This window comes from Massiliimalia massiliensis (genome assembly GCF_900155615.1).
GTDB lineage: Bacteria > Bacillota > Clostridia > Oscillospirales > Ruminococcaceae > Massiliimalia > Massiliimalia massiliensis.
In genome coordinates this window covers 58,552-75,661 of the sequence record NZ_FUHT01000004.1, presented here as the reverse complement: position 1 = coordinate 75,661, position 17,110 = coordinate 58,552, and the positions used below count along the sequence as shown (strand labels likewise).

At 51.3% G+C, this 17,110-nt stretch carries 10 protein-coding genes; 1 reads left to right on the top strand and 9 read right to left on the bottom strand.

Going from position 1 to position 17,110, the window contains the following annotated elements; genetic code table 11:
• Window positions 1-4 precede the first annotated feature (4 nt).
• From CZ360_RS08905 to rhaM, 9 genes are all read right to left on the bottom strand, one after another.
• A complete protein-coding gene (locus CZ360_RS08905; protein WP_077533861.1) occupies window positions 5-835 on the bottom strand; it encodes a class II fructose-bisphosphate aldolase in 831 nt (276 codons plus the stop codon).
• Window positions 836-851: 16 nt separating this feature from the next.
• Window positions 852-1,856 carry a carbohydrate kinase family protein gene (locus tag CZ360_RS08900; RefSeq protein WP_077533860.1) on the bottom strand — a complete coding sequence of 335 codons (1,005 nt, stop codon included), beginning with the start codon at window positions 1,854-1,856 and terminating at the stop codon, window positions 852-854.
• A 103-nt stretch (window positions 1,857-1,959) separates the two neighbouring features.
• Window positions 1,960-2,976: a LacI family DNA-binding transcriptional regulator gene (locus tag CZ360_RS08895; protein WP_077533859.1), complete on the bottom strand. Its 1,017-nt coding sequence runs from the start codon at window positions 2,974-2,976 to the stop codon at window positions 1,960-1,962.
• Between the two features lie 115 nt (window positions 2,977-3,091).
• Entirely contained in the window at window positions 3,092-3,886 is a 795-nt protein-coding gene (locus CZ360_RS08890) for an ABC transporter ATP-binding protein (RefSeq protein ID WP_077533858.1), read from the bottom strand.
• Window positions 3,879-4,784, bottom strand: coding sequence for an ABC transporter permease (locus tag CZ360_RS08885; protein ID WP_077533857.1), 906 nt, complete (start codon window positions 4,782-4,784; stop codon window positions 3,879-3,881). The genes CZ360_RS08890 and CZ360_RS08885 overlap by 8 nt, the downstream gene beginning before the upstream one ends.
• Before the next feature lie 53 nt (window positions 4,785-4,837).
• A complete protein-coding gene (locus tag CZ360_RS08880; RefSeq protein WP_077534794.1) occupies window positions 4,838-5,863 on the bottom strand; it encodes an ABC transporter substrate-binding protein in 1,026 nt (341 codons plus the stop codon).
• A 427-nt stretch (window positions 5,864-6,290) separates the two neighbouring features.
• Entirely contained in the window at window positions 6,291-7,598 is a 1,308-nt protein-coding gene (locus CZ360_RS08875) for a nickel-dependent lactate racemase family protein (protein ID WP_229408033.1), read from the bottom strand.
• A gap of 82 nt (window positions 7,599-7,680) precedes the next feature.
• Window positions 7,681-9,018, bottom strand: coding sequence for an esterase/lipase family protein (locus tag CZ360_RS08870; RefSeq protein ID WP_077533855.1), 1,338 nt, complete (start codon window positions 9,016-9,018; stop codon window positions 7,681-7,683).
• A 17-nt stretch (window positions 9,019-9,035) separates the two neighbouring features.
• Complete coding sequence (rhaM, locus tag CZ360_RS08865; RefSeq protein ID WP_456085454.1) at window positions 9,036-9,386, bottom strand: L-rhamnose mutarotase; 351 nt, start codon at window positions 9,384-9,386, stop codon at window positions 9,036-9,038.
• A gap of 277 nt (window positions 9,387-9,663) precedes the next feature.
• On the opposite strand from rhaM, the gene CZ360_RS08860 reads away from it, so the two are divergent.
• A complete protein-coding gene (locus CZ360_RS08860) occupies window positions 9,664-17,079 on the top strand; it encodes a non-ribosomal peptide synthetase (protein WP_143530210.1) in 7,416 nt (2,471 codons plus the stop codon).
• Window positions 17,080-17,110 lie beyond the last annotated feature (31 nt).

Sequence of the window (17,110 nt, the reverse complement as noted above, 5' to 3'; positions counted from 1 at the left end):
CTTGTTATTTTAATCGGTAAAAGACATCCATGATATGATCCAGGTATTCCTTCATGGTATCAGCCGCCACTTTTGACAGCTCCTGGAACAGATGACTGTTCTCCGGATGTTCTCGCCCGTATTCCAGGGCTTTCTGATAGGCTCCTGCTCCCATATAGGAATAATAATTGATTTTCCGGATACCCCGCTGAATTGCAGTGACATAATCCTCGTCTGCGACGCCGGAGCCGCCATGCATGACAAGCGGAAGGTTCGCCGCCTTTTTCACCTCGCTGATAATGTCAAAATTCAGGACAGGGGTTTTAGCATAAATCCCGTGTGCTGTTCCAAATGCGATTGCAAGCGCATCCACACCAGTCGCCGAGACAAAATCGGCCGCAAGCGCAGGGTCAGTATACATTCCTTCTGTGCCGCCGACAGTCGCCATACATCCAAGCTCCGCTTCCAACGAAACGCCGTGGCTGTGGACATATTTTACCACTTGCCTGGTTTCCGCCTTGTTTTCCTCATAGGGAAGCGCAGAACCGTCAAACATCACAGAAGTAAAGCCCAGCTCCACAGCCTGCTCCAACACCTCCATTGAGGTGCCATGATCCAGATGGACGCATACAGGCACCTTAGCGCGCCTTGCAAAGTCCACCATCACCGGGCCGATCTGATGCAGCGGGCCGCATGGGAAATGAACCTCTGCATGTTCGATAATCACCGGTACATTTTTTTGCTCCGCCATTTCAATCACTGCGCAGAGACTTTCAAAGCAAGGTGTGTTAAACGCGCCGACTGCGATTTCCTTTTCCTCTGCAAATTTCATAATTTCCTGTAAGTTAACCAGCATCTTTTCTTACCTCCTGTTACTGACCGTATTGTTGATTCAGCCGGTTGACCTGCTCCATTCCAGTTAGGCCATTGATAGAGCTGTCACCGGAAAGGGAGGCGGCCGCCGCCCCATTCCCGATCTTTAAGATTTCCTGCGGCCGCAGTTCATGGTACAAGCCATACAGCGCTCCGGCGCAGAAGGCGTCTCCCGCCCCAACGCTGCTGACAATAAATCCTTCCGGAAGGATCAGCGATTTCTGCGAACAGAAATCCCCGTTCCGATCCATATAATAGCCCGCTTCCGGGCAGTGAATGATCACGCATTCCGCTACGCCGCAGACAAAGAGCCTGCGGCAGATTTCAGGAATCGCTTCTTCCCTCAGTACACCGCTTGGATCCCGCGCCGGTATTCCGGCTATCATCCCCGCCTCGATCTCATTAACGATCAGGTAAGAACAATATTTTAACGATGGAGATACCACCTTTTGAAACCGTTCTCCATCCTCGCTCACCACATCAATCGATGTTTTAATCCCTTTTTCCTGCAAGCTATGAAGCACACGCGCCATGACTGTACCATATTCCGGATCCTCCTGATCCATTGCGTTAAGCAGGAGGGCATACCCCAGATGTGCCATTTTAACGTTCATGGAATCAATGGGAATATCCCCAGGGCTAAACCCCTCGTTGACTCCCTGAAAATTAAAGAAGGTTCGGGTGTGGTTTTTCAGTGAAACCACCGCGTCAGTAAATCCGGTAGCTCCATTCTCCTTGACTGAAACATATTCGGTATTGATTCCGCATCCGCGCAGGACATCAAGCAGATAATCGCCGTCGCTGTCCCGGCCGACGCATCCTACTGCGTAGAGCGGATCATCCGTCTCCAGCTTGGAAAGGTTGATAATGGTGTTGCTGACACATCCGCCGACGCAGTGATCCTGCGCCCGGATATTGGCAAGCATACCTTCCTCCGGGAAGGTATCCACCGTCTTGACATGGTCGATAAAAATATTCCCGCAGATCGCGATTCCAGTTCCCATTCAGATGCCTCCCTACATTTATCCATTAACGTTAATGTAATTGTATAAAAAAACAAGCCTGCTGTCAAGCGGCGGCTTATCTTTTCAGTACTATTACCAAAGATCAGGCTTTTGTTTTGGTTGTTTCTCTAATCTTAATTTCAGCCGGAAGCACCAGGCGGATCGAATCCTTATGATGGCGCTGAATTTGGTCGATCAATAGCTCAACCGATTTCCTTACCATCAGCGATTTGGAGCTGCTCACTGTTGTTAGCTGGGTCGGCAGGAGATAGTTTGACTGGATGTTGTCAAACCCGACTACCGAAATATCTCCCGGCACAGAAATCTGCTGTTCCTGAAGGAGAGAAATCACCTCCAGGGCAATCATATCGCTGAACGCCACCACGGCAGTATAATCATATTCTTCAAACAGCGCGTGCCGGATTTGCTCCAGCCGCTGACCCGGGGACAGGGTAACTGTCGCTACCTGTGCCTGCCCTACTCCAAATTCCGACAGCGCCTCGTAATATCCGTTTAACCGCTCCTGCGCACTGGAAACCGAGAGCGGCGCGTTGATAAACAGGATTTTCCGATGCCCTTCCTGTAACAGATGCCGGGTAGCAAGATAGCCGCAGCGCTGGTCATCATACAGCACCGCGCTGGTATCCATATCCCGGAAATACCGCCCGTGCAGTACAAACGGGACACCCTGCTGCTGTAAAAAAGCAACATTTTCCCGCCCGTCCGGAGAGGGACACAGGATAATCCCGTCTACGTTTTTCTCAAGTGCCATTTCCAGCGCCATCCGCTCGGTTGCCTTATCCTCTTCGGTATTAATCACAAAGGAAACATAGCCCTTCTCCTTCAGCCGTACCTCCAGTCCCTTTACCATAATGGCAAATAACGGGTTTGAAAGATCGCCCAGCACAATCGCAATGGACTTGCTGACGCCGGAACGGAGGAACACTGCCGACGAATTCCGGATATATCCCATTTCCTGTGCGGTTTTTCGAATCAGCCGCTTGGTTTTATCAGAAATATCGGGCTGGTCTTTCAGCGCATGGGAAACCGTATTTACCGAAAATCCCGTCTTTGCGGCGATATCCCGCAATGTCACCCGTCTTGTTTTCTCCTGCTGCATCCCATCACCCTTTCTGCATCCTATGATAAACGCTTTATCAAGGCTTGTCAACGTCCTTGAAAGCAAAAATCCTGCGGCGCCCCACAGGATTTTTTTAAAACATATCGCTCATCACTTAGGAAAACAGCATCCGGTCGTTATCCAGTTCCTCATTATTTTTCTGTGCGTAGAGTTCCAGAAGCTCCGGAACCGTCATATTTTTCCGTTCTTCTCCGGAGAGGTCAAGGATAATTCTCCCCGCGTTCATCATCACCGTCCGGTCGCCCATCTTCAGCGCCTGGCTGATATTGTGGGTAATCATCAGGGTAGTTAAGTTTTGCTTTTTTACAATCTGGTTGGTAATCTGCAGTACCTTTTCTGCCGCTGACGGGTCAAGTGCGGCGGTATGCTCATCTAAAAGCAGCAGCTTCGGCTGGGCAATGGTGCTCATCAGCAGGGTGACAGCCTGGCGCTGCCCTCCGGAGAGCAGTCCCACCTTGGTTTTCATTCTGTCCTCCAACCCCAAGCCAAAGTCTGCAAGTGATTGGCGGAAAAACACGCTGTCCGCTTTCTTCAGCGCCAATTGAAAAGCCCCCCGCTTGCTCCGCGCATAGGCGATTGCAAGGTTTTCCTCCACTGTCATATCCGGCGCTGTGCCCTTCATCGGATCTTGAAACAGCCGTCCGATCTGGGAAGCGCGTTTATGCTCCTTTTTATAGGTAATATCCTCTCCGTCCAGGGTGATTGTCCCTTTGTCCAGCCAAAAATTTCCGCTGACCGCATTCATCAGGGTTGATTTCCCTGCTCCGTTGGTACCGATCAGTGTGACAAATTCTCCCCGCCCCAGAGACAAACTGACATCACAAAGCGCATGATGCTCATTTGGGGTACCGGCCAAAAAGGTTTTATCCGCATGTTCAATCTTAAGCATTCCGGTTCCCTCCTTTCCGGATTTTATGCAGCTGAATTATTCTTTTGACAGCAGGGACTGCAAGCGCGACCGCTACAATAATCGCGGATACCAGCTTGAGCATATAGGATGGGAAAAAGCTGGTTTTCAGCGCCAAAGCAATAATCAGCCGGTAAACCAGGGAACCGGCAATGGCGGATACCAATCCGACCGTAACCGAGCGCTTTCCCATAATTGCCTCCCCAATGATGACAGACGCCAACCCGACAACCACCATCCCCACTCCGGAGCTGATGTCCGCAAAGCCCTGATACTGCGCAATCACAGCACCGCTGAGGCCGACACAGCCGTTGGCAATCGCCAGCGCAATGATCTTCACCACATCTACATTAATAGAAGAAGCGCGCACCATATCTTCATTATTCCCGGTCGCACGGATGGAAAGTCCCAGCTGCGTCTTGAAGAACCAGATCAGGACTGCTGCGCAAACCGCCGCGAAAACAAACCCAATCAGCAGCTTGGAACCGTCCTTCCCAAGAAACGGCATTGTTCCCAGCACCTTATTAAACAGGGTGTCTGTTCCGATCAGGGAAAGATTACTCTTTGCTCCCAATACAAAAAGATTAACAGAGTAAAGCCCGCTCATTGTCAGAATCCCCGCCAGGATCGGATGGATTCCAACCTTTGTCTGTAAAAATCCGGTGACGCATCCTGCTGCGGCGCCTGCCAAAAAGGCCGCCAAGATGCCGAGATACGGATGCCCCGCCACCGTAAAGGAGGCGGAGACCGCAAGCCCCAGGGTAAAGCTTCCGTCTGCCGTCAAATCCGGAATATTCAGGATGCGGAAGGTAATATAAACGCCCAGTGCCAGCAGGCCGTAGATAAGGCCAAGCTGTAAAGAACCGATGACTAATGTCATAGCGGGTACATCCTTTCTGCTGTTCAATATGAAAAGATAAATACAATGATGATTTATTCCGCGCCGTCTGCGTCAGTCAGCAGGGTGGCGGCAGCTTTTACATCATCAGAGAGCGTAACGCCGATTGCGTCTGCGGTATCCGTATTGATTACAGTGGTGAATTGATCCACGACAACCGCAGGGATATCAGCAATTGCAGTCCCTTTAAAATATTTGTCGGCCATATCGGCACTGATCGCGCCGATCTCGGTATCGCTGATGCTGATGGTTGCAAACGCGCCGGAAGAAACCATGACGGCGGAACTGCCGTAAACCGGGATTTTTGCTTCCCGTGCAACCTGTGCCACCTGAGGCATTGCGGTCTGGACAACGCTGTCGTTCGGGACGAAGATCGCGTCAACCTTCCCCACCAGGGACTGCGCCGCCTGCTGTACCTCACTGGAGTTTGTTACAACCGCTTCTTCATATTTGATTCCGTTTGCGTCCATGTATTCTTTCGCGCTCTCTATGGTGGTAACAGAATTAACCTCGCTGGTGTTATAAAGCAGACCGTAGGTCGTTTTGCCCGGGGTGAGCTGATCGGACAGCTTAAACATTTCATCTACCGGGATCGCGTTGGAAGTTCCGGTCGCATTCATATCGGGATGCTCCATATCGGAGATGATTCCGGCGCCTACCGGGTTTGAAACGGAAATGAAGATCACTGGGATATCGCTCCCCATATTCACCATCGCCTGTGCGGAAGGAGTTGCGATCGCGGCAACCAGGTCTACATCCGCATCCACCATTTCCTGGCAGATGGAGTTTAAATTTGTCGCGTCGCCCTGCGCGTTTTTATAATTGACCTCCAGCTTATCCTCGGTGTAGCCGAGCTCCTCCAGCCGGTTTAAAAAGCCCTCGCGCATATCGGTAAACGCGCCGTTATCCGCCATCTGGACAATCCCAACAGTCAGCTTTTCTCCGCCGGCCGAACCGGATTGATCCTGTCCGCCGGATTCTCCGCAGGCGGTCATCCCTATTACCAATGTGCCGGTTAAAATCAGGGCAATTGCTTTTTGGAGTAAATTTTTCTTTTTCATACGTTTGATCTCCTTTTCAAAATAGTTGATTGATCTGTTTGGCTTTTGACGGAGGATCAGATGAATCCGGCACCCTGCTTCTTCCAGCAAACAGGGCTCAGAGCAATAAAAAAGCATCTGTCCTTAATACAAGGACAGATGCGAACCATCTGCGGTACCACCTTGTTTGACGTTAAAATAACGCCCAACTCATCAGAATGCCAACACACTCTTCACCCGATAACGCCGGTGTTGCGTCGCAGCATACTCAGGAAAACCCTTTTCCCTGCGCCCTCCGTAGTCCATTTGTCCGATCCGCTTTTCCGCCGGGTTCCCATCCTCCCCAGCTCTCTGCAGGCGCGTAATACGGTTTTATCTCCACATCATTGGTTTAATAATAGTATAATCACATTCAGAGAATTTTGTCAATACTTTTTTCAAAAAAATTTCAGCCTTCCACCATGTACGGCACAGTGCTGCCTCCCATCGGCATGACATAGACATCTTTTCCCGCCAGGTCAGCCTGCGCCATCATCTCCTCGACGGAGAAAAAGCCCCGCAGACGCATATCCCGCAGCGTATCGGCGGAAAGCTCTGTCAGCATCAGCACCCGGCAGCGCCGGATCGCTTCACAGCTTGCGTAAAAAATATATCCCGCAATACTGAAATGATCCCGCAAATCATGATCCAGCGTATCGGTTTTCAAAGATTCAATCCAGTCGAAAAAGTCGGGCGCGCCGCCGCCCTCTTCGCATCGCGCCAAAAAGATCATTGTTCCCCCGTCTTTCAGGCACTGGGACGCATTGAGCAGCGACTTTACCCCCTGATAAAGGTTCATATCCTTCGGGAAGCCGCCGCAGCTTACAACAACTACATCCGCTTTTTTTCGGATCGGAACGCCGAAATATTCGTCCACCAGCCGGCAGCTTTCCTCCCAGGCGGCTTTCCAGTGCCCGCATACCAGCTTTGCATGTTTCCCTGTACTGCCCATAATGAGATTGATCCCAAACACCGGCGCTACCATCGCGGCTGCCTCCAGCATATCCTCGTTGACAGGGTTGCCTTTAAGCTTTCTCATTCCGATCAGGCCGCTCGAATGGGGTTCCAGCGGGTCAAGACACATCAAATGGTTCTGGTTGATGGTCGATTTTGCGCTGACGCCAGGCAGAATGCTCTTTCGGCCGCCGCCGAACCCGGACATCAGATGGTGTACTGTGCCTCCCATCAGAATTACTTTGCGGCCGCAGACCAGGGGATTGACAAAAACCTGCGTTCCAAAGCTGGTCAGTCCCAGATATTTGAGGTCAGCCGCCATACAATCATGGTTGACTACCCGTACTAGATGAAATACCCGGCTCCCGGTCAGCTTTTCCAGCTCCTCTCCGGTCATCGGGCGGTGGGTTCCCAGCGCTACCAAAATGACAATCTGCTCCGCCTTCAGTCCGATTTCCTCTATCAGATAATCGACTAGCAGCTCACAGATCAGATCCTGCCGCATCCAGTAACGGGTGATATCGCTGATGATCACTGTGACCTCGTCCCCGCGCCCGATCAAATCTGAAAGCGGCGCGCTGCCAACGCATTCCTCCGTCACCGCGCGGCGGAACGCACCGGCCAGATCTTCAATCTCCTCCGGCGGTTTTCCCTGCAGGACGGTGACAGAATTTGCCCCGCTTAAATCGAGCGATACTGTGGTATCTCCATATTTTAACTGAAACGGCTCCATTCGGTTTCCCTCTTTCTTCCTTTGCATCATGACGTATCCTTGCCCTATATTCTATCATATCTCCGGCAAAAAAGAAAGAGAAACAGGAATCTCCCTGTTTCTCGTCTCTATTCTAAAAGCCCATTTCCTTTAGGCCGTGAACTACTCCGACATAAAATTCCCGCACGTCGAAGCCCTTGATATTTTCCCGGTTTAAATCAATCATATCCCCATGGGAAATTCCGCGCCGCCCCTTTGTTTCCAGCAGAGTGAATTTGCTTCCCCATTTTGCTGCCTGCACCCCGACAAGCCCGTCGTTATCCTTGTCAAAGTGCTTCACCAGCAGGTAGCTCATCCACTGTGGAAAAGGCGCGCTGTTCCACCTGCTCATCTTTGAAGCGGTGCTCTGATAATAAACATTCTCTGCGTCCAAAACCCTCTCATTAAAAGCCCGGCAGCTTTCCTCCGTCAAGTCCTGCACCGCAGCCATAAAATCCGGATTCGGATCTCCCAGCTTTTTCAGCGCTGAATTATATTTCCGCGCAATCATATTACAGACCGATTTTGGGATTTTATGCAACAGATAATCCGCAAAGGCGCAGCCCCTATGCGGCGTATTGATGGTAGTCAGCGAGGCGACATAGTGATCCATACCGAGGAGGCTGATCGTATAGCGTGAGTCCAGCCCGCCCTTAGAGTGGGCGATAATATTCACCTTTTCCGCGCCGGTCTCAGCCATCACCTCTTCTATTCTGGTTTTGAGCTCTACTGCACATTCCTCAACCGAAGCCGCAGACTGCTGATTCCCATAGTAAACCTCCGCGCCGTTGCGCTTGAGCTCCTTTGGAATCCTGCCCCAGTAGTTCCAGTATTTTAGGTCGCGGAAAAACACCCCGTGTACCATCAGTACAGGATATTTTGTCCTGCAAATTTCGTTTTCCTTCCGGACACTGTTGAGCTCCTCCTTTTCTGTTTCCAGCTCATATTCTTGTTTGGCAGTATGCACCATTTGGTAAAGCAGCACCAAATTGAATATCGGGAGCCACCACAGAAAAAGAAACAGCACCTTTTTTACCATTCCCAGTTGTTTGGAGAGGATGATAATTCGCAGCGTCCCATTGACAGCCAAAGCAGCCTCCAGCACAATACAGAAGACCAAATTGACAAAAAATGCCGCATGCCCTGTCTGTTTGCTGAACACCTCAATGCCAAACCAAATCTGAAACGCAATATTCGCGGCAAGAGTAATCAGGAACAGATATACCAATTCTCTCCCGTCATTCATCACTGCCCAACGGTTTTTTGCGGCTCGGTACCGCGGCACAATATTGATAACCACAAAAAGTACAGCCAGGCAGACTCCGCCGGGAATACCGACCCATAGCGAAACTGAAAACCATGAACAGAGCAGGATCAGGTCAGTTGTCAAAAATAAAAGGACACTATTCAAAAGCCGAACCAGCCATTTCATTCTCAGTCACCCTGCCTTTAATCCAGATGGAATACTTCTGTCAAATCCACCGTTACTGGGCTGTTATCCGGATTGCATTCCATGATATCGGCCATATAGTCCCACCATTTTCGATTAATCTGTGTATCCGCGCCGGCGTTCCAGAGAGCCTCATCCTCAATTTCTATCATACCGAACAAGGTCAGTGTTTCCTTATCAAGGAAGATAGAATAGTTTTTTCCTCCATGCCGGTGGATCATCTCCTTCATTTCCGGCCAGAGAAGCTTGTGCCGCCGTTCATATTCCCCTTCCATTCCCGGGAACAGCTTCATCCTAAATGCTTTTCTCATCATCATCCCCCGTTTCCCCAGCCGCTGTTTTCCGTCCATTCCGGCCGCGGCTTTTCTCAAATTTATTATAGAAGGAGCGTAAAAGAACGTCAAGCAATTTTTGATTCAGAAGCTGAAAACCACTTTTAAATCAGAGTCTCGGCCTGAATAAAGTGAATTTTGTCGAATTTGAGTACAAAAATTACGGGAAAGCAGGAAGAAAACGTTGCATTTGGAAGATAAAAGGCTTATAATAATCTTTGAATATACATATCGGCTTTTTTTCTGAAAATCCACTCAAAAGGAGCTATCCTCTGTGCAAGAATTTGCGTGCAAAATGAATTGTTATCCACTCTCAAACAGTCAACTGAATATTTGGGCTCTGGAGCAGTCATTTCACGGCACCTCCATGAACAATATCTGCGAGACAATCCGTATCCGTGGAACCTTTGACATTGCCCTGCTGCAGGAGTGCCTGAATCTTGTCCTTCAGTCGGATTCTTCTCTGAGAATTCAAATTACATTAAACGACAACCATATACCGATGCAGTATGAACAGGAGTACCGCGAACAGCAATTTCCTGTTTTTGACTTTTCGGCTACCAATCAAACGGGCATCCAGCACTGGGAAAGCAGCATTACCAAAGAGGTGATGCCGGTGTTGAATGCGCCGCTTTTTTATTTTGCCATCCTGAAAATCGGGGAACATGAGGGCGGCGTGCTGATTAAAACGCATCACCTGATTTCCGACGGCTGGTCTCAGGTTGCCCTGATTAACCGGATCGCCCAGACCTATCTTGCCCTGCTCAACGGGGAAGCTGTCACGCTGGATCCCACGCCGAGCTATCGGCTCCATGTAGAGGAGGAGGCAAAATATCACAGCTCCAAGGCATACCTGAGAGATAAGAAATTTTGGGAAGAGACCTTGCAGAATCTCCCTCAGCCGGTGTCTCTGAAGGAATACAACAACGCGGAGCTGAGTCCGGTCGGCTTGCGGAAAACCTTTCTTCTTTCCGATACACTGAACCATGCTCTGACCGCTTTCTGTACCAGCCGCCGGGTTGCGCCGTTCGCAGTATTCTATATGGCGATTGCGATCTATCTCAAGCGGGTAAAGAATATCGGAAAGCTCTGCATCGGTTCCCCAATCCATAACCGGAGCAACGTGACCGACCGTCAGACCACCGGCATGTTTGTGAGCACCCTCCCCTTCTTCAGCAGTTTGGATGAGAACTGGAGCTTTGAGGAATTTAACGAACACCTGGCCGAAAACTGGCTTGATCTTTTGCGTCACCAGCGTTTCCCGTTTTCAGAAATTACCTCCATTGCTAAAGAGCATAATCCTGACCTGAACCGCCTGTTCCATTTGGTGCTCTCCTTCCATAACAGCAAGGCCTACCGCAACCGGGACACCTCCATTGTTCTCTCCGGGCAATGGCATTACGCTGGATATCAGGCGGAGCATCTTTGCATCCACTTAAACAATATCGAGGATGAACGCCGGTATTCAGTAAACTATGATTACCTAACCCAGTTATTCTCCAAATATGATATCGAGGATTTCCACCATTATTTGATAAATATCCTGACTCAGGCTCTATCCTTTCCCAGTCTCCCCATCTACAAGCTTTCGATCCTCGGCGCCGAGGAAGAGGAGAAGGTTCTGTACTCCTTTAACCGTACTGAAGCTTTCTGCTACAGTGGAAATCTCAGTCAGAAGCTGGACGAAATCTATCAGGCATTCGGTTCCCGCGCCGCAGTCATCGAGGAAGGAAAGCGGTATTCCTATCATATGCTGTCTCAAAAGGCGGGTGCTGTTTCAGAAGCACTGTTCCGCCTGTTCCCGGACGGCAAAGAGATTATCGCCTTATTCCTGCCGAAATCCTACCAACTGCTCGCTTCTCTCGCAGGCGCAGTCCGCAGCGGAAACGCGTTTGTAATTCTTTCTCCCTCCCTGCCGGAAAAACGGATCGAACAAATCCTTTCCGACAGTGGCGCGTCAGTTATTTTAACCTCTGCTTCTCATTCGGAGCAGCTTCCGTCCAGTGAGGTGCCGGTGATCAATATCGACACACTGCCAGAAAAAAGCAACAGGCCGCTGCCGGAATGTCCGGCAAAACCGAACGATCTTGCTTATCTTGTCTATACCTCAGGCAGCACCGGAGTACCCAAAGGGGTGGAAATTGAACAGCAGTCCCTTTTGAATTTCGCTGAATCTATGCGTCCCTTTTACGGAAAGGGAGCTGTACTTTCCCTATGCAACATCAGCTTTGACGCTTTCCTTCTCGAGAGCATTGTCTCCCTGTTAAACGGGCAGACCATTGTCCTCCCGACGGAGGAGGCACAGGAGGATCCGGCTCAAATCGCGGCACTGATCCAGTCCTATGGTGTCGGTTTCCTGGCGGTTACTCCTTCGCGTCTGACCGCTTATTTGAAAAATACGGACTTTTTCCGCGCTGCCAATCGTTTGGAATCGATCATCTGCGGCGGCGAAGCATTCCCGAGCAGCCTATTAAAAACCCTTTCCAGATGTACCGGCGCAAGGATTTATAACCAATACGGCCCCTCCGAAGCCACGATTGGAGTCAGTACCAGTCTTCTTAACGCGGTTCCGGTGATCAGTGTCGGCGCGCCGATGCGAAACTGCCGCTGCTACATTCTGGACAAACATTTAAAACCCCTGCCAATCGGTGTTTATGGGGATTTATACATTGGGGGGCTTTGTGTCGGACGCGGCTATCACAACGCTCCCGAGCTTACTGACAAAGCATTCCTGCCCAGCCCATTCGAGCCGGAGGAACGGATTTACCGAACCGGAGATCTTGCCGCCTGGACAGAAAACGGCGAACTGATTCTCAAGGGCCGGGAAGACGGGCAGGTCAAGCTGCGCGGACAGCGGATCGAGCTGGATGAAATCGCATCCTGCCTGATGCAGCATCCGGCGATCCGCCAGGCTGTGGTACGGTTGTTGAATGTAGACGGTCAGTCGATGCTGGTCGCCTATTATGCTGCCGGCCAGTTTGTAACTGAATCCGAACTGCTGGAATTTTCTGCGACCTATCTGCCGGGATACATGATCCCCGCGATTTTCCAGTCAATTCCCTCCGTCCCGTTGACGCCGAACGGCAAGGTGGACTATGCCCGCCTTCCTTTCCCGGTGATCCAGAAAAGCTATACAGGGCAGGCAACCGCCAGCGCCGCCGCCCAAACGGTTTTATCAGTTTTCCAGAATGTGCTGAAGCGTGCTGACCTATCGGCCTCGGACGATTATTTCCTCTGCGGCGGAGACTCGCTCAATGCGCTGGAAACCCTCTCTGAGCTCGAATCAGTGTTTGGGGTGCGGCTGCGCGTTGCAGACCTGTATGCCTGCCGGACAGCGCTCCGCCTTGCAACCCGGCTGGAAGGCGCAGGAGAACCAGAGCCATCCTACGCTGAAATCCAAAAGTCCGCGCCGTTGGAAGTCTATCCTTTAACGCCGGCACAGCTTGGCATCTATTTTGAAACGCAGATGTCGCCTGACAGCACCTCCTACAATATGCCGTGCGGATTCCATGTGGCCGGGCCGATTGACCCGATGAGACTGGAGGCTGCCGTACAAAAGCTGATTGATCTGGAACCTCTCTTCCGGGCGGCGTTTCTACCGCAGAAAGATGGGATCGGGCAAAAGATCTGCGAAATCTGCAGGGCTGATTTTACTATCTACCGGGATATTCCATTAGAAGAAGCCAAAGAGGCGTTTATCCGCCCCTTTGATTTGTCGCGTCCACCCCTGTTAAGAGCCGCCCTGTGGCAGTCCGGCCAGGATGAGGCGGTAATCATGGTCGACCTGCATCACATTGCCGGCGACGCGGTAACTGCCGCGGCGACTCTCCAGCATCTAGACATGCTCTATCGCGGCGAGACACTGTCCCTGCCGAATATTACCTACCTTGATTATGCTCAGTGGCTCAAGGAAAACAGCGCGCGGCTGTCCGGTGAGGAACGCGGCTATTGGCAGGAACAGATGCAAAACGCACCTTCCCTGCCGGACATCCCGACCGACTTTCCCCGGCCAAAACAGTTCGACTACACCGGAACAGAGCTTTCTTTTTCACTCAGTGAAGCGGAAAGCCTCTCCTGTGAACAATATTGCGAACAGCGCGGTTTGACTCCTTATATGTTCTTTGCCGCCGCCTTCGGAGTTTTCCTGTCCAAGCTTTCCGGCAGCAAGGATTTCTTTGTCGGAACGCCTGTTTCCAGCCGTCGTTATCCGTCTGTTTCGGAAACTGCCGGCCTGTTTGTCAACACTCTGCCACTGCGCCTTACCCCGAAAGAGGGGCTTACACTCGCCGATTATCTGGCGGCTGTAAAGGACACTATCGTCGGTCTGCTTGACCATCCGTTTTTTCCACTGGATGAAATTGTCACCCTCTCCGGTACGGAACGGGTACAAGGGCAGAATCCGCTTTATAATACCATTATTTCCATGCGCCCGGTTGAGGTGGACGGCTTTACTTTTGCGGGCCAAACAGCAGCACCTGAGCCTGTCCCGGCAAAAAGCGCGAAGGTAGATCTGAATCTGGAGGTTGCCAAATCCGGCGGATGCTATCAGTTCCGGCTGGAATATGCGGATCATCTTTTTGCCGCAGATACAGTTTCCCTCTATTCCAGAAGTCTAATTACTATAGTCAGAGAAATCCTGCGGGATGATTCCTGCCTGCTGGAAAACCTGAGTGCGGTTTCTGCGCCAGACCGTTACCGCCTTTTTGAGCGTCCAAGCCATTATCATCTTCCCTATTCCGATCTCCCGATTGACCGGCAGGTCGACGCGATGGCGGAAATGCTTCCGGATTCTCCGGCGTTCATCTTCCATGATGAAGTGATGACCTTCTCGGAGCTGAAGGCCCGTTCCGACGCTTTGGCCGCCTTGCTTCTTGAACAGGGGATTGGGCCGAGGGACGCAGTCGGCCTGCTCTGCCGGAGGGGACCGGAACTTCCGGTCGCTATGATGGCTGTGCTGAAAACAGGCGCCGCCTATGTTCCGATGCTGCCCAATTTCCCGGAAAACCGTCTGCATTATATGGTTGAAATCAGCGGCGTCACCTTAACGCTCTGCGATCAGAAAACTATGGAGAACCTGCCGCAGGAGCTTCCCTGCCGCTTTATGGAGATTAACCCGTCCTATGAAAGTCCCCGCGCCTTTCAGCCACCCGAGGGGCGGGATATTGACGACACCTGTTTCATCCTTTTCACCTCCGGCTCAACCGGAAATCCAAAGGGCGTTATGATCCGGCATCGGTCAATCTGCAACCTCATCGCGGTGCTCGATCCTATCCTTTCGAGCATAGACGGCGGCTTTTTGTGCACTGCCAATTCGATCTTCGATATTTTTACCACTGAAACGCTGATTGCTATGGCATATGGGAAATATTCCGTCATGGCGGATGAAGAGGAAATGATGCTTCCCTGGAAGGTTGCGGAGCTCATTACCAAACACCGTGTTGGGATGATTGAATTCACTCCGTCCCGAGCCCAGCTTTTCCTGAATAACCATGTGTTTTTTGAGGCAATCCAAAGTATGCCGGTTGCCATGATGTGCGGCGAGGTGCTGCCTCCACAGCTCCTGCAAATGCTGCGGGACGCCAAATGCCAGAGAATTTTCAATCTTTACGGCCCGACTGAGGTTACCGTCTACTGCACTATGGACGAAGTCACCCATGCCGACCGGATTACTGTTGGGCGGATGTATCCGAATTGCCGCGGATATGTCCTGGATGAGGCGATGCGCCCCGTCATGCCTACCGCAAGCGGTGAGCTCTATTTTTCGGGTGACTGTGTCGCAAACGGCTATGTAGGACGGAAGGATCTTACTAAGGAAATGTTCCTTCCCGATCCCTTCTTCCCCGGCGCAACCATGTACCGGAGCGGGGATATCGTCCGTCTTCTGCCCGACGGAAGGATTGATTTCCTGGGCAGGCGGGATCATCAGATAAAATTAAACGGCCAGCGGATCGAGCTAAGTGAAATCACACAAAAAATTCTGGATTCCGGCTATGCAGCCCATGCAGCGACCATCGTTAAAAAGGACGGCAGTTTTATGGTACTGGCCTCCTTTGTAGAAGGAAAACCAGGCTGCAGCTTTGATGCTGCGGCCCTGCGCGGTTACCTCAAAAAAGAATTGCCCGCTTATATGGTTCCCTCGGAAATTCATCTGCTGTCAGCACTTCCCTGCACCGCTTCCGGAAAATTGGATTTGAAAAAGCTGGAAAACTGGGCACCCGAACAACCAGAAACAACAGACACGCCGCCCGCTAGTGTGCCGGAATCTATTCCTACTGAAACACCGCAGGGGCATACGGACAATAAGACTGTTTTTCCGGCGCCGGAAATGCCGGAAAACAGCTCGCTGGAATCCCTCTGGGCAGAGGTGCTCTCGAAAGAGCAGATTGATCCGCAAATTTCCTTTTTTGAACAGGGCGGCACCTCGCTTGCCGCACTAACCCTTTTAAGCAGCTACTTTAATCAGGGGCTTTCTATGACCCTTGCAGAATTTTATGAGCATCCAACGCTCCAAGCCCAGCTCTCCTTTTTTGGACTTAAAGAGGAAACACAGGCAAAGATGGCGGAGATCACCCTGCAGGCTGCAGAGCCGCCTGCCATCTCCCCCAAAACGGATATTCAGCCGCAGGTCATTACGGCATCTTCAAAGGAAGCTGTTTTCCTGACGGGCGGAACCGGATTTTTTGGCTCCCATTTGATCCGGGCGTTGTTAGACGAGGGATATCCCAAGCTATTCGCCCTTGTTCGCGGGGAAAACCCAGCCAGGCTATACGAGACATTGGCCTGGTATTTTGGCAGCGGATGGCTGAAATCAAATCGCGCTAAGATCGTACCCATACAGGGCGACTTGCTGCAGCCAGGATTCGGCATCCCCGATACACTGTCCGAAGAGCTTTCTAAGCAGATCTCCTATGTTATTCATGCCGCGGCTGACGTACGGCATTACGCCAGCGATGGTCTGGCTGAGCTGACCAATCGCGGGGGAACAGCAAACGCGATTTCCTTTGCCCGCAGAGCGCAGGCGAAACTGATCCATATTTCGACAATCAGCCTGGGTGGGGAATACCTGCTCGGCTCACCTAAAACAGTCCGAGATTTTACAGAACAGGACTTTGAAATCGGGCAGAACTGGCGTGACAATGTTTATCTGCGCGGAAAATACGCCGCAGAGCAGCTTGTCCGCGAGGCGGCTCAAAACGGCCTGTCTGCCGTTATTTTGCGAATCGGCAGGCTGGTTGGGCGCAGCAGCGACGGCGTGTTCCAGAAAAACGCCTCCACAAATGCGTTCTGGGGACTAGTGAGCGGAATCTGCTGCTTGAGTAAAATTTCAACTGATTTAGCGCAGCTCCCTTTGGAGATGACCGCAGTAGATGAATGTGCGCGGGCTGCCGTTCTTCTGATGCAGTCCTGCGGGCCGGTTTATCACCTGTTTAATCCGCAGGTGCTGCCAATCCGGGAAATTCTCGCGCAGTTGGGCAAAAGTTTTCAGGAGGTTGACCGGGAAACCTTTGAACAGCATTTAAAGGAGCGTTCCCGTTCTGCGGATGGCGTAAAAATCGCGCCTTTGTTATCGCAATATTATCGCCTGATGCAGGTGCCGTTCCGGATTACGCCGGTTTGCACCCTAACAGAACAGTCTCTTGCAGCGCATCAGTTTTACTGGAAAAAGCCAGACCCACGCAAGCTTTTACAGTCCTTCTTCGAGGACGAATAGTCTTGTTACCAATATTAATGGCAGGAAAGGA